The organism is Lutispora saccharofermentans (assembly GCF_024363565.1).
GTDB lineage: Bacteria > Bacillota > Clostridia > Lutisporales > Lutisporaceae > Lutispora > Lutispora saccharofermentans.
Map to the genome: position 1 here is coordinate 538,614 of NZ_JAJEKE010000001.1, position 14,382 is coordinate 552,995.

The 14,382-nt window shown below is 40.8% G+C and carries 16 protein-coding genes; 3 read left to right on the forward strand and 13 right to left on the reverse strand.

Translation table 11 applies throughout. The annotated features are described in order from the left end of the window. Positions 1–22 precede the first annotated feature (22 nt). Complete coding sequence (fba, locus tag LJD61_RS02660) at positions 23–952, forward strand: class II fructose-1,6-bisphosphate aldolase (protein ID WP_255225930.1); 930 nt, start codon at positions 23–25, stop codon at positions 950–952. A 424-nt stretch (positions 953–1,376) separates the two neighbouring features. On the opposite strand, the gene LJD61_RS02665 is transcribed toward fba, so the two are convergent. The 5 genes from LJD61_RS02665 to LJD61_RS02685 form a co-directional block, all read right to left on the reverse strand. Continuing rightward, positions 1,377–2,099, reverse strand: a complete 723-nt coding sequence (locus LJD61_RS02665; protein WP_255225931.1) for an HAD family hydrolase — start codon at positions 2,097–2,099, stop codon at positions 1,377–1,379. After that, entirely contained in the window at positions 2,096–2,608 is a 513-nt protein-coding gene (locus tag LJD61_RS02670; RefSeq protein WP_255225932.1) for a hypothetical protein, read from the reverse strand. The genes LJD61_RS02665 and LJD61_RS02670 overlap by 4 nt, the downstream gene beginning before the upstream one ends. 15 nt (positions 2,609–2,623) lie before the next feature. Next, positions 2,624–3,259, reverse strand: a complete 636-nt coding sequence (locus LJD61_RS02675) for a J domain-containing protein (RefSeq protein ID WP_255225933.1) — start codon at positions 3,257–3,259, stop codon at positions 2,624–2,626. Beyond that, a complete protein-coding gene (locus LJD61_RS02680; RefSeq protein WP_255225934.1) occupies positions 3,243–4,127 on the reverse strand; it encodes a DUF5685 family protein in 885 nt (294 codons plus the stop codon). The genes LJD61_RS02675 and LJD61_RS02680 overlap by 17 nt, the downstream gene beginning before the upstream one ends. A 152-nt stretch (positions 4,128–4,279) precedes the next feature. Further along, positions 4,280–4,687, reverse strand: coding sequence for an ATP-binding protein (locus LJD61_RS02685; RefSeq protein WP_255225935.1), 408 nt, complete (start codon positions 4,685–4,687; stop codon positions 4,280–4,282). Positions 4,688–4,974: 287 nt separating this feature from the next. Between LJD61_RS02685 and nhaC the strand changes: the two genes are divergently transcribed. Next, positions 4,975–6,414, forward strand: a complete 1,440-nt coding sequence (nhaC, locus tag LJD61_RS02690) for a Na+/H+ antiporter NhaC (RefSeq protein WP_255225936.1) — start codon at positions 4,975–4,977, stop codon at positions 6,412–6,414. Positions 6,415–6,544: 130 nt separating this feature from the next. Beyond that, entirely contained in the window at positions 6,545–7,039 is a 495-nt protein-coding gene (locus LJD61_RS02695) for a putative ABC transporter permease (protein ID WP_255225937.1), read from the forward strand. A 222-nt stretch (positions 7,040–7,261) separates the two neighbouring features. On the opposite strand, the gene yhbY is transcribed toward LJD61_RS02695, so the two are convergent. From yhbY to LJD61_RS02735, 8 genes are all read right to left on the reverse strand, one after another. After that, positions 7,262–7,555 (reverse strand): ribosome assembly RNA-binding protein YhbY, encoded by a 294-nt coding sequence (yhbY, locus tag LJD61_RS02700; RefSeq protein ID WP_255225938.1) that lies wholly within the window; start codon positions 7,553–7,555, stop codon positions 7,262–7,264. A 272-nt stretch (positions 7,556–7,827) separates the two neighbouring features. Continuing rightward, positions 7,828–9,105: a GTPase ObgE gene (gene obgE / locus LJD61_RS02705; protein ID WP_255226022.1), complete on the reverse strand. Its 1,278-nt coding sequence runs from the start codon at positions 9,103–9,105 to the stop codon at positions 7,828–7,830. Positions 9,106–9,243: 138 nt separating this feature from the next. Continuing rightward, positions 9,244–9,525, reverse strand: coding sequence for a 50S ribosomal protein L27 (gene rpmA / locus LJD61_RS02710; RefSeq protein WP_255225939.1), 282 nt, complete (start codon positions 9,523–9,525; stop codon positions 9,244–9,246). 3 nt (positions 9,526–9,528) lie between these two features. Continuing rightward, complete coding sequence (locus tag LJD61_RS02715; RefSeq protein WP_255225940.1) at positions 9,529–9,864, reverse strand: ribosomal-processing cysteine protease Prp; 336 nt, start codon at positions 9,862–9,864, stop codon at positions 9,529–9,531. Positions 9,865–9,870: 6 nt separating this feature from the next. After that, the gene (rplU, locus tag LJD61_RS02720) at positions 9,871–10,182 is read right to left on the reverse strand and encodes a 50S ribosomal protein L21 (protein WP_255225941.1); all 312 of its coding nucleotides are present in this window, start codon (positions 10,180–10,182) and stop codon (positions 9,871–9,873) included. A gap of 130 nt (positions 10,183–10,312) precedes the next feature. Further along, positions 10,313–11,797, reverse strand: a complete 1,485-nt coding sequence (locus LJD61_RS02725) for an Rne/Rng family ribonuclease (protein ID WP_255225942.1) — start codon at positions 11,795–11,797, stop codon at positions 10,313–10,315. Positions 11,798–11,829: 32 nt separating this feature from the next. After that, the gene (locus LJD61_RS02730; protein ID WP_255225943.1) at positions 11,830–12,531 is read right to left on the reverse strand and encodes a TIGR03936 family radical SAM-associated protein; all 702 of its coding nucleotides are present in this window, start codon (positions 12,529–12,531) and stop codon (positions 11,830–11,832) included. Continuing rightward, positions 12,528–14,381 carry a TIGR03960 family B12-binding radical SAM protein gene (locus tag LJD61_RS02735; RefSeq protein WP_255225944.1) on the reverse strand — a complete coding sequence of 618 codons (1,854 nt, stop codon included), beginning with the start codon at positions 14,379–14,381 and terminating at the stop codon, positions 12,528–12,530. The genes LJD61_RS02730 and LJD61_RS02735 overlap by 4 nt, the downstream gene beginning before the upstream one ends. Between the last annotated feature and the right edge of the window lies 1 nt (position 14,382).

Here is a 14,382-nt window from a genome sequence, read left to right on the forward strand (position 1 = left end):
GTTTTTATAGGAGGTAAGATAAATGCCTTTAGTAACATCAAAGGAAATGTTCAAAAAAGCATATGATGGACTATATGCTGTTGGAGCATTTAATGTAAATAACATGGAGATTATCCAGGGAATAGTGGATGCAGCAAAGGATGAGCAGGCTCCTTTAATTCTTCAGGTATCTGCCGGAGCCAGAAAATACGCAAAGCACGTCTATCTTATGAAGTTGGTGGAGGCTGCAGTGGAAGACAGCGGTCTTTCTATCTGTCTTCATCTTGACCATGGCGAGGATTTCGAGATATGCAAATCCTGTATCGACGGGGGCTTTACATCTGTTATGATAGATGGTTCAAAACATCCCTTCGAGGAAAATATCGCCATTACAAGAAAGGTTGTAGAGTATGCCCATGATAGGGGTGTTGTGGTGGAAGCAGAGCTGGGAAGGCTTGCAGGCATTGAAGATGCTGTAAGTGTGAGCAGCAGGGATGCAACCTTTACCGATCCGGATCAGGCAGTAGAATTTGTCCAGAGAACAGGCGTAGATTCGCTGGCAATAGCCATAGGAACAAGCCATGGCGCTTACAAATTCAAAGGGGAGCCTATGTTGGATTTTGAAAGATTGGAGAAAATAAGCAAGCTTCTTCCTGATTTTCCTCTTGTCCTCCATGGCGCATCCACAGTGCTGCCTGAGTTCGTAGATCTATGCAATACATATGGAGGCCATGTTCCCGGAGCAAAAGGAGTGCCTGAGGACATGCTGCTGAAAGCAGGCAAAATGGGAGTGTGCAAGATCAATATCGACACAGATTTAAGGCTTGCAATGACAGCTTCTATCAGAAAGCATCTGGCTGAGAACCCGGGTGATTTTGATCCGAGGCAGTATCTGAAACCTGCCAGAGAAGCTATCAAGAATATGGTTAAGCATAAAATGAAGAATGTATTGAATTGCAGCGGAAAAGCATGATTAAGGGTTCAGGATTCAGAGCTCAGAACTCAGGAATACTAGGGTATTCCTTTGAGGTCAGCTACTAGCCTCTAGCTACTAGCCTCTGGCTTTGGGTATTCCTTACGAGTCATGGGGACGGGGAACGGAAACCACTGAAGGACACTGAATTTTTCACGAAAAAACACGGCAGAGCCCAAAGAATAAGCATATGTGTTTACCTGCACATATGCTTATTCTTTAGTTACTGTAGCTTTCTCCTATAAAGTAGAACTTAAGATATAAATAAGATAGCGTAAATAATAGCGCTGCAGTATGTACATATCATATATGCACGCTACAGTGTCTATAAAACTAATATTCCTCCGTGAAAATCCGTGAGGCGTCCATGCCTTTCCGTGTTCTCCGTTCCCTGCGGCTCCAGAGGCATGCTCAAAGCCAGAAGCTAGCGGCTAGAGGCTAGAGGCAAAGTATTAACATATTTTAAAAATTCTGAGCTGTCCGAGCTATAATCGGGAGCATAAGGGCTGTCTCTTTTGATCACACAGTCGGTGACTAAATAAGTGCTTATGCCTGCTTTTTTCGCCACCATGTCCTCCAGCATATCATTCCCAACCATCAAGCATTCTTCCGGCTTTTTGCCTTTTATTTTTAAAATATCTTCGTAGAATTTAGGATTAGGCTTGCAGAAGCGGCATATTTCGAAATTGGTCACATAGCTGAAATCATCCAGAAGAAAGCCGGCCCATTGTATCCTCTTATCTATGGCTACTTTGGGAAAAAGAGGATTGGTAGCAACGATCACATCGTAGCCTTTGCTCTTCAACCGGTTGACCGCATTTATCATATTATCTATTCTGTAGGTAACATCTTTGACAAGATCAAATTCACTATCATAAAAGCTATCAAAGCCGTTTAGAAAGAAATCCCTATGCTCCTCCTCTATAAGCGCATTAAACCTTTCAAAAAAAATTTCCTGATTAAATCTGACGCCGTCAGAATTTTTTACCATGTGGATTATCGATTCCCATATATTTTTATACAGCTCCTTAGGGCTGCAGAATTCTCCAAACTTAACCCCAAGCAATGAAAAATACTTATTTTCAAACTCATTATTATCCATTCCCAATAAAGTACCGTCTAAATCAAACAAAACAGTGTTTATCATCTCACATCTTTCCTCCAGTAAACTCTAATTTTATCCCAATAGTAAAAAATCACCCGGGTAAAAACATAATCATAGACCAGGAACGCAAATTGCAGGCCAAGCACCAGCCAGACGATCGGGAAAGCTATGGTTATATTTATCAAAAATACTCTGGTCCATATAAAATAAACCGCTAAAGACGCTATATTGAAGAATAACAGCTTCAATGTCAATTCGATTAATATATTCCTTGTCTTTTCTATATAGTATTTTATTAAAGGATATATACCAAAAATAAAGATGTAAGGCACTGCATTTACCAGATTTCCTAAGACCAGAAAAGACAACATTGACGTAGCAAAGTACAAAAGCCAAGCCTGCCGGGCCCCCATTTCAACCAATATAAATCCGGGTATTATGCCGGTCAAAAAATACATTGTAAGCTTTGCGGAAGGCAAATAAACAGCTAAATATAAAAATATTATGCTTATAGCGGTTAAAATACCTCCAAGGGCAACCTTTCTTCCCAATTTAACACCGCCTCATTATATGCAGTTTATCAGATCTCCACCCATGCATTCACAACAACAATCGGAGCATATAAGGCATTGGCACATGCTGCACAGATCCGGCCCGGCGGAGCTATAACGCCGGTTGTATCCATAGCTTTGATACTGATTATTGGCATATGCTATTCTGTTTAAAGCGTCTCTGTACTCCATATTTGAAGGGTCCATGTTCACTGCTGTATTTATACTGTTCACGGCTTCATTATACCAGCCTTTTCTCATAAAGATGAGTCCTCTTAAATAATGCCATTGAGCATCCCTCATGCTTATTCTATTGAGCAGATTTTCAGCTGCCTGGATATTCCCGTTCATTATATTCATTCTTACCTGCGAATATAAGTTGGTATCGCTGCCATATCCGGAGCTATTGCTTTCCCTGTAGCCGTAAGCATTGCCTTGAGACCTGTTATTTGACCCGCTTCTTTCATGTTCTTTGAGCAGGCTATCATAGGCCTGATTTATTTCTTTTAGTTTTTCTTCTGCCAATTCGGAAAGAGGATTATTTCTGTATTGGTCCGGGTGATATTTCTTCACCAGCTCCTTATATGCCTTTTTTATTTCATCTATTGAAGCGCCTTCCCTTACATTAAGTACCTCATAGGGGTTTCTCATCCTTCTTGCAGCTCCTTCCTTCCAATATGCTTTTTGTTTTTTTATCCATGCCTAAATATATTACGTTTTCAATTATGCTCCTATTGTTCATATCAAGCAGCTCAAAAGCAGAGGCTGCTTGTGTCAAAGTATGGATGAGGTTGAACTTGATATCTTCCTTTATTTTATCCTTGAATGCTCCAATATCACCGTTTTTGTATTCATACTGAAGCAAGAGGGGATTATAATTATTTTTTTTAACATCCTTTTCAATATCATCATAGGCATCAATTATATATATCCATCTGCCCAGATTATAGCCCAGCCACTCAACAGCTTTCTTGTCTTTTTCATTATCTCCCTTATACCCTATGCCTACAATACCCTTGATCAATTCCCCAAAGGGGTCTGCTGCCCTATCCATTGAGCTGCAGTTTTGTTTTTCCAGAGCATACAGCTTTTCCAGGGATTGCTTTATATGTGCTTCTGCTTCCTTATTGCTGCTTGAAGCCGCTCTATAGCCGGAGCCGATCAGCAGCTGCGCTGCTTTAGCGAGGATGTTCTTCTCATCCTCCCAATCATCCTGAAGCTTATAATAAGTGAGGATTATATTGATATCACTTGAGAAATCTACACTGGGGCTTTTCTTAACAATCCACTTTTTCTTCAGCGGATTTGCTGCGCAAGCTTCATACGCCAACCCAACATTCTCTTTATTTATAGAAGATAGAAATAAGCCTAAAAATACGGAATCATAATTCAGCCCAAGCCGGCATAGAGGTCCGAAGCTTTTTCCCATGGACTTGCATACCCCGCAATAATAAGCCCTGAATAATTCGTATTCTTTTATTTTCATCTCACCCTTGTCGGGCGTTACATATCCAAACATAATATCTCCTGATTTTGACTGCTTTTTTCATTATATCACAGCTTAGCGCAATTTTCAGCTAAAAAAAACAACACAGGCCAATGACTGTGCTTCTTGCAGCACAGCCTCCAGCCTGTTTTTTTCAAAATAATCTCAAATCTTGTCTGATCTTCCTAAATGTAAGCTTTTAAAAACTCTGGCACATTGTCTGGATTCCTGCTCAAGCTCACAACAAAATTTACTTCATATTCCTTGTTAAGCCTTTCCATGTTATCAATAAAACCCTTTAAGCATGATTCTTCTGAATTGGAAATAACCTTGAGCCCATCTATAAAAATATGCTCAATATCAAAGTTTTGGGAGATAACTCCGCACAAAAAACCATAAAAAGTCTTCAAATTATCAATCTGAAAATCCCCAGCATTGATGAATCGAAGACTTCTATCCAAATCGTACATATGATTATTGTCTCTGTCGATGTACACAACATGACCTTTAGAAGCTTTTGATGCTTCATTTGCCATGCCAATCATCACCTTAGTCTTTCCGGTGCCCTTTTCACCTACAATAAACTTAACCATTTTAATTACCCCCTAACATTATTTTTTTTAGAGATTAATTAGAGAATACTATATTCGGAAGATTATTTCAATTGTTTATTTCGATAAAAGCTAAATATTTGTAAATATCATGCTCATTTACTTATTTATAATGCAAGTCTTAGTGTGTCGGACATCGCTTACCAGCATGCCGTAGTGAATTTTATTGATTCCAAGATTGCCCAATTTTCAGACAAATATAACTATTTACATTATTCTCAATATTTGAGATAATAAACACATAATATACTTAGAAAGGAGTAATGATAATGTCCAGCAAAGCAAGACAGAAAAAAGAAGCCACTGTGCTTGAAGCCTTAGTTCCCGTGGTCTTGACAGTTGGTATCCTAATGTATACTATACTGGTTCTAGGGGGAGACGTGCACATTCCTTTAGTCTTGGGTTCAATCATAACCGCTTTGATAGCAGTTTACAGATTGGGCTTCACTTGGGGGGAAATCGAAGAAGGTTTTATCGCTACAATAAGTGGTACAATGCAAGCTATAATAATTCTCGCAATTATAGGTATGATCATAGGCACATGGATTCTTGGAGGTGTAGTGCCCACACTAATTTTCTATGGACTAAAGGTATTATCCCCTGCATTTTTTCTTATAGCTTCCATGATATTATGCAGCATAGTATCCCTAGCAACGGGTAGTTCATGGACCACAGCCGGAACAGTTGGTATTGCCCTTATGGGCGTTGCAGTAGGTCTCGGAGTTCCAGGCCCCATGGCAGCAGGTGCTATTATTTCCGGAGCGTATTTCGGTGATAAATTATCACCCCTTTCCGATACCACAAACCTTGCACCAGCTATGGCTGGCTCAAACCTCTTTGACCATATTAAACACATGTTTTTTACTACTGGAACAAGCTATGTCATAGCTCTAATAGCCTTTGGGATAATGGGTGCCCAATTTGCCGGCAAAGAACTTGATACAGCAGCAATCAATGAACTCATAAGCACTATGAGTGCAAACTTCACAATCAGTCCTATACTTCTATTAGTGCCAATAATAGTTATAACTTTGGTTGCCATGAAAACCCCCGCTATACCAGGGCTTATGATAGGTACCATCCTCGGCGGTGCTGCCGCTATGATATTCCAAGGCGCCAGCTTAGGTGCAGTATTGGATGCAATGCAAAACGGAGTAGTATCCGAAACGGGAAATGCACTGCTGGATGAGCTACTCACTAGCGGCGGTTTACAAAGCATGATGAAGACAATTTCTCTTATCATGTGTGCATTGACTTTCGGCGGAATGCTAGAAAAGTCAGGAATGCTGGAAACATTAGCAAAGAAGATACTCGGATTTGCAAAAAGCACAGGCTCCCTTGTTACTGTTACAATACTCTCCTGTATATTTGTAAATGCTTTAGCCGGAGACCAGTATCTGGCAATAGTTCTTCCCGGTAAAATGTACAGGGATGAATTCCATAAGAGAGGCTTGGCTCCAAGAAACCTTTCCAGATGTCTTGAAGACGCCGGTACAATGACATCATCATTGATTCCATGGAATACCTGCGGTGCTGCTATGTCAGGCTATCTTGGCATTCCTACAGTTGATTATGTTCCATATGCTGTGCTTAACCTTGTAAGTCCAATAGTATCAATTGTATTCGGTTATGCCGGCATCACAATGATGAAGCTTGAGGACGATCCGTCAGCACCGGAATATAAGGGTAAAGCAACAGTAAGTGCATAAATAGAAATATAGATAAAAATAATCCCGTTGTTTATTTCAACGGGATTATTTTTAACTGCGGTACCGAAAACTGGTGATTTTAGAAAACTTATATAAGGATATTTAATGTTACCCTGCAGATACTATTTTTATGAAAGAGAAATTTTTAAGATTTATCGCCTATGGTCTGATAGGCTGGTGCCTGGAGATTTTATGGACCGGATTTGGTTCACTGCTTCACGGCAATTTCATGCTATATAGTTTCACCTATATGTGGATGTTTTTCATCTACGGAATGGGATTATTTCTGGAACCAGTTCATGACAAGATCAGGAATTGGAATACTTATCTGAGGGGAGGCATATGGGTCCTAATCATATTTGCCATAGAATATCTGTGCGGCTGGGCTCTAGACGGCGCACTGGGCCATTGTCCGTGGGATTACGGCAATGGAATATTATCCGTGAAGGGCTACATAAGGCTGGACTTCACAGTGGCTTGGTTTTTTACAGGCTTGCTCTATGAGAGAGTGCACGACTTCCTCATAGCATTTGAGAAGCTTCCAAAGTCTGTATTGCTGGAGTACAGCCCGGACCAAACCGCAGAATGTCCCAATAAAAAAATTAGGCCTTTTAAAAAAGCCTAATTTTTTTATTTTTACCCTTATTCTATATCAAATCTCCCACACATTTATAATGTTAATCTGTTGTGCCAGTTGATAACAAGTTAAATTAACGACATTCTAAACCATCATATAAATCATTGTATATTAAATATTGATAAAATTATTGGCAATATCATTGCAATAATGATCAATATACTGAGTACCACTGCAATCTTCCTCTTCATGCTATCACCCCGACATTTCCTATTTGGGCAGCTGGATCTTGGAATTTTCTTTTGATTCCCTGTAGAGCACAAATTTATTCCCTATGACCTGCACTACATCTGCTTCAATAGCCCCGGCCAATTCATGGCCTGCTTCTCTTGCATCAAGTTCACAGTTGTCAAGTACTTTGACTTTTATAAGTTCTCTTGCCTCCAGGCAAGCACTGATATCCTTTTCCATTGATGAAGTAATACCTGATTTTCCTATCTGAAAAACATCTTCCAAGCCATTTGCCAGGCTTCTTAAATAAGCTCTTTGTCTGCTATTTAACATATTCCCTCCTGTTTTATCTCACATATTTTAAAAGCAGACTTTCGTCTGCTATGCTGCGCCATACTATACTTCTGCTTCTTTTTTGGTTTTTCTTCGATGAGTTTCGTAATCCGGATCTCCTTTTTTCCATCCGCTTCTGTTCTTTTCTAAATTTTGTACATAGTTTTCATTGATAAGTATTTGATTTTTTGCTATGCAAAAATACGTTGGGGTATTCTGTTTACAATTTTCACATTGTATGCAGTCCATGATAATAAATTGACCTCCGCTTGCTAATCATAATATTCAAATTCAATATTACCCATTTTTACAGTGTCGCCATCATTTATACCCATACTTTTCAACTCATCGACAATACCCCTCTTTCTAATAACACGCTGAAAGTATTTCACGGAATCACTATCATCCATGTTCACTGATGCTAAAAGCCTTTCTGCCAAAGGTCCTTCGATGACATATATTTCATTTTCCATTTTTATCGTGAATTCTTTAGCATCCGTATATTTATGATACAACAAATCCTTGTCTACTTCAACAATTTCTTCTTCATCTTCCATTGTTTCCAGTATATTATATACTCTATCCAGCATAGGCCTTATGCCCATCTTTGTTGCTCCGGAAACAGGGAAAATATCATAGCCTTCACCGGATAAAAAGAGCTTAACTCTTTCAAAATTCTTGTCCGAACCTGGTATATCCATCTTATTGCATGCGATCACTTGAGGTTTCGAAGCAAGCCTTGGGCTGTACAGTTTTAATTCATTGTTTATCTTTCTGAAATCTTCTATAGGATCTCTTCCTTCGATTCCGGAAGCATCAAGCACGTGTATTATGACCTTGGTCCTTTCAATATGCCGTAAAAAATCATGGCCGAGGCCTACCCCTTCATGTGCTCCTTCAATCAATCCGGGTATATCCGCCATCACAAAGCTTCTGCTCGGGTCCAGCTCCACCACTCCCAGATTTGGGGATAAGGTTGTAAAATGATAATTCGCAATTTTGGGCCTTGCGGCACTGACTACAGACAGAAGCGTAGATTTGCCTACGTTAGGGAAGCCTACTAAGCCTACGTCAGCTATCAGCTTCAATTCAAGCTCGACCCATATCTCTTCGCCTTTCTCTCCGGGCTGAGCAAATCTCGGGGCCTGCCTTGTGGAGGTGGCAAATTGGGCATTACCTTTTCCGCCCCTTCCTCCTTTAGCCGCCAAAAGCTCCTGTCCCTCATGCCTCAGATCTCCAAGAGCTCTTTTGCTTTGTTCATCATATATTATTGTGCCCACAGGTACTTTTATATATAAATTTTCTCCGCTTTTACCGTAACAGTTATTTGCTCCGCCGGTCTGCCCATTCGCTGCCGCATGCTTTCTTTTGTAGCGGAAATCCATCAAGGTCCTCATGCTGCTGTCCGCAACAAATATTATGCTGCCGCCGCTGCCGCCGTCTCCGCCGTCCGGTCCGCCATTCGGTATATATTTTTCCCTCCTGAAGGATATCTTGCCGTCTCCGCCGTCTCCTGCTTTCAGATATATCTTTGCTTTATCTATGAACATGCTTCTCACCTCATAATCATTCGTAATCGAATCCCTGGCTTCTCCTTCCATATTATAATTCATATGAACAGGTTTTATCCTATAAGAATATGTAATAAAAAAGGCACAGCTTAGCTGCACCTATGAGTATCTGATGAATTAAGCAACAGGATAAACACTTACCTGCTTTTTATCCTTGCCTTTTCTCTCAAATTTTACGACACCTTCCACCATAGCAAACAATGTATCATCTTTACCTATACCAACATTATTTCCCGGGTGAATCTTGGTGCCTCTCTGTCTTACTATAATGCAGCCTGCATTAACCGGCTGGCCATCAGCCCTCTTCACTCCTAATCTTTGGGCCTGGCTGTCACGTCCGTTTCTTGAACTTCCTACTCCCTTTTTGTGAGCAAATAATTGAAGATTTATGTTAAACATAAATTACACCTCCTTCTTTACAATCAACCTTATATAAGGCGAGTAATTCTCCTCGATGTTTTTTAGACCCATAACCATGGTATCTATTATAGCACAGGCCTTAAGTTTTTTATCCGACTCATCGATGTCAGGTATGGAAAAACTTAAGAAGCCTTCCTTGATACAGTATTTTAAATCCAATTCAGCAACCTCGACAAGGCCTAACAGAGCGGTTTGGGTCAGAACTGAGACTGCACTGCAGACAATGTCACTGCCATGTGCGCTAAAATCAGCATGCCCTGTAACCTTTAACTCTTTCACCCTGTCTTCTGCCGTCATAAGAATATTTACCGTAATCATATAGCATTAAGCATTTATTTTTTCAATCTTGACTTGGGTAAATGGCTGTCTGTGTCCCTGCTTCTTTCTGTAATCCTTCTTTGATTTGTACTTGAAAACTATTACCTTCTTGGACTTGCCGTTTTTAAGTACAGTTCCTTCAACGCTTGCTCCGTTTACTACCGGAGCACCGGCTTTGATTTCACCATCTCCTCCAACCAAGAGAACTTCATCGAAAGATACTTTTTCTCCATCGTCATAGGGAAGCTTTTCTACCCAGATTACGTCACCTTCGCTGACTCTGTATTGTTTTCCACCAGTCTTTATTATTGCATACATTAGGCAATGCACCTCCTTCAAAATAAGTCTCGCCGGATGCAAGGTAATCTTTTAGACCCGACCCGAGCGGATATGCCTACACCGTAATATTTTATCATAGGGATTTTTCTTTGTCAAACATAGCTGTATCTCATTTTATAATTTTAAATTCATTTTCCGGTATGGAAGAATCTGGTATAATTCTGATGCTTTTATCATGCTTCCTGCATAAGGCTTCTATCTCTTCACTATACGCATTGTTAAACTCTTCCGCCAGTTCCGGAGCTGCAAGTATCTCTACTTTTCTATAGCTTTTGTTGAACAAGATCCTGCTTATCTCAGTCTCAATTTTTTTGAATATGGTCTGCTTAGACAATACCTTCCCGGTGCCCAGGCAATGAGGGCATGCCGATTGCATAATATTTGTTTTTGGCTGCACAACCTTCTTCCTCGTCATTTCTACCAGCCCCAGATTAGTAATGCCCAAAACATTGCTTCTGCTCTTGTCTTTTTTCAGTGCGTTTCTCAAAACCTCCAGCACCATATCCTCATGATTGCTATCGTTCATATCTATAAAATCTATTATTATTATACCGCCTATATCCCGGAGCCTCAGCTGCTTTGCAATCTCCTTGGCAGCTTCGATATTTGTTTTGAGGACAGTATCTGTGAGATCCTTGCTTCCGACATACTTGCCTGTATTGACATCAATAACCGTTAAAGCTTCAGTTTGATCTATTACAATATAACCGCCGCATTTTAACCATACCTTCTTTGAAATCAGCTTTTCAAGCTTCTCTTCTATATCGTAATAGTCGAATATCTCATAATACCTGCTGAAATATTCAATTCTCGGCTTGAGAGCAGGTGATGTCATCGATATTATTTCCAATGCTTTTTCATAATACTCTTTATTATTGATTATGAGTTTATCTATATCCTTCGTAAACATATCCCTGACAATTCTAAAAAACAGGCTCATGTCTTTATGAATGATCTTAGGCGCCGAGGTCTTCATGGTTTTTTGCTTGATATCTTCCCAAAGCCTGGTGAGAAATTCCATATCTGATTCTAAATCCGACAGCCGGCAGCCTTCTCCTGCAGTCCGCACTATAACGCCCATTCCTTCAGGTTTAGCCCGGGCGGCTAATTCCTTCAGTCTGCTTCGCTCTGATTCATTCTCTATCCGCCTGGATATCCCTATATAATCCACGGTGGGCATGAGAACCCCAAACCTTCCGGGCAATGTTATATGTGTCGTAGCCCTTGCTCCCTTGCTGTCAATGGGATCTTTAGCTATTTGCACAAGAAGTTCCTGCCCTGGCTTTAGATAGTCCCCTATTTCATACTCTTTAATTTTATCTTGCTCAGCCAGCGCTTCTCCGTCAATATTAAATAAATTGGGCAGCACATCCTTTACGTATAAAAAGGCGTTCTTGCCGGTGCCTATATCGACAAAAGCAGCACCCATTCCGGGAAGAACATTTTCCACCAAGCCTTTGTATATGTTGCCTACTATGCTTTGACCCTCCTGGCCTTCCATATATATCTCAGCCAGCTCATGGTCTTCCAGCAGAGCAGCTCTTGTCTGTCCGAAACTTATATCCACTATTATTTCTTTTATATTAATCGCCACCTATCCTCGGAGAATGAGTTGTCATTTATACTCTATGCATTATCTATCAGCAGCAGCGGAATAAGCTCACCTTCCATATCGCTGTATAAATCTATCCTTTCGATTTTTTCATCTTCAAAGATATCGCCTATTTGTTTTTTTAATGCCTGCAGCACCAGCTCAGGCTTCAGATTTGCTTTGCTGCCGCTTGCCAGAACACAGTCCAGCACCACCTCATCACCTTCTTGAGATAAAACCTTTATCTCTCTTATCATAGGCTTTATGTCGATTTCAATTGTCTTAAAGTCTTTCTTGGGTTGTTGCTTTACCGCTAAAATGTTATCTTGCGCCAGAAAGCTCCTCAAGCAGTCTTCAATATCAATAGCTTTTTCGAAACGCAGGTATATATTATATCTTGCATGACTGACTAAAGCCATGCCGCTCCTGGGCTTTTCCTTCAAAACCACAGCATTTTCAACTCTCAGCCCCATAGGAAGAACAGCATTTAGGCGCATAATTACATCTTCCGCAGGTATTTGTTGATTAACTCCGATATCAAGATATTCTCCCATGCTGGCCAATCCTACCCCCAGCGCAGAAGCAAAGGACATCTCGGGATGAGGATTGAAGCCCCCGGAATAGGCCATAGGTATATGCGCTCGCCTCAATGCTCTCTGGAAGGTTCTCAAAAGATCCAAATGTGATATATATTTAGTCTCCCGTCCCTTAATAAATTTTAGTCTCATATTTATCATTTGCATACTCCGCCTTCCTCAAGCAAATTGATGCCGCATCCTGTGCATACTGTCCTGCAGTCCCTTGTTGTTTCCCCCTTTAGAGCTTTCTTGTATTCACTTTTCAAATACTTTTTGGTCACTCCCACATCCATATGGCTCCAAGGCAGAACTTCCTCCAACTCTCTTTTTCTCAGGGCATAAAACTCCGGTTCGATGCCGCAATCTTTGAAAGCTTGCAGCCATGCTTCGTATTTGAAATACTCATCCCAGCCGTCAAATTTGCAGCCCAGCTCCCATGCCCTTATCAGAACCTTTGAAAGCCTTCTGTCTCCCCTGGCAAAAACCGCTTCCAGAAGGCTTAAATTGGGATCATGCCAGTTATAAGTAAATCCCTTCTTTCTCAGCATCTTCTGCAGGTGCTTCTGCTTCTCTCTCATCGCTTCAATGGTATCCTGGGGCTCCCATTGGAAGGGAGTAAAAGGCTTAGGTACAAAACAGGATGTGCTTATCGTTACATTGATGCCTCTGCCCCTTTGATCTTTTGGTACTTGATAGTATCTCTCCATGACTTTATAGCCTAACTCCGCTATGCCTTCAACATCCTCCATGGTCTCCGTAGGCAATCCGATCATAAAATAGAGCTTGACATTGCTATAGCCCAGATCAAAGGCTGCTCCGACAGAGTTTATCAAGTCTTCTTCGGTAACATTTTTATTTATCACATCCCTCAGCCTCTGACTGCCTGCTTCAGGTGCAAAGGTCAATCCGGTCTTTCTCACCTTTTGGACCTCCTGCAAAAGCTTCAAGGAAATCGAATCAATCCTTAAAGAAGGCAAAGACAGGCCGATCCTATCTTTTTCATACCTGGACAAAAGCTTTTCCGCCAGCTCACTGAGCTTAGAATAGTCGCCGGTTGAAAGGGATGATAATGATATTTCTTCATAGCCCGAGCTCTCAACAAGCCTTTCTGCTATGGAAAGAAGTTCTTCCACAGTCCTTTCACGCACGGGCCTGTATACCATGCCGGCCTGACAAAATCTGCAGCCTCTGGTGCAGCCTCTGAAAATCTCCAGCATTATTCTGTCATGTACAATATCTATAAATGGAACTATGATTTTATCGGGAAAATACGCTTTGTTCAGATCCTTTATTACCCTTTTCTTGACCCTTTCCGGGACCCCTTCTTTGTTCGGCATGATTGATTTTATTGTATTATCCTCATTATAGCTTACATCATAGAAAGAGGGCACGTATACTCCCCTTACCTTTGACACCAGCTCCAGGAATTCTTCTCTCTTCATTCCTTTGGCTTTCCATTGTCTATAGGCTTCCATAACCTCGAGCATCTGCTCTTCCCCTTCTCCCAGCATAAAAAAATCGATGAAATCGCTTAAGGGTTCGGGATTATAAGCACAGGGGCCTCCGGCCACCACAAAGGGGTCTCCTTCTCTCCTCTGCGAGGCCAGCTTGGGTATGCCTGCCAGGTCAAGCATATTGATTATATTGGTATAGCTCATTTCATACTGAAGGGTAAAGCCTACGAAGTCAAAGTCCTGTATATAATCTCTGCTTTCCAATGCAAAGAGCTTTATATCTTCTTTTCTCATCAAGCTTTCCATGTCAGGCCAGGGAGCGAATACCCTTTCACAATATATATCCTTTTGATCGTTCAAAAGATGATATAATATCTTCATTCCAAGATGTGACATGCCCACCTCATAAGAATCAGGAAAGCAAAAGGCAAATCTTATGTCTATGCCTTTCAAAGCCTTATGAACGCTGTTCCATTCAGTGCCTATATATCTTCCCGGCTTTTCTACCTTTGGGAGCAATTTATCATATATGTAATCCTTTATGTTTAAGTCCAAT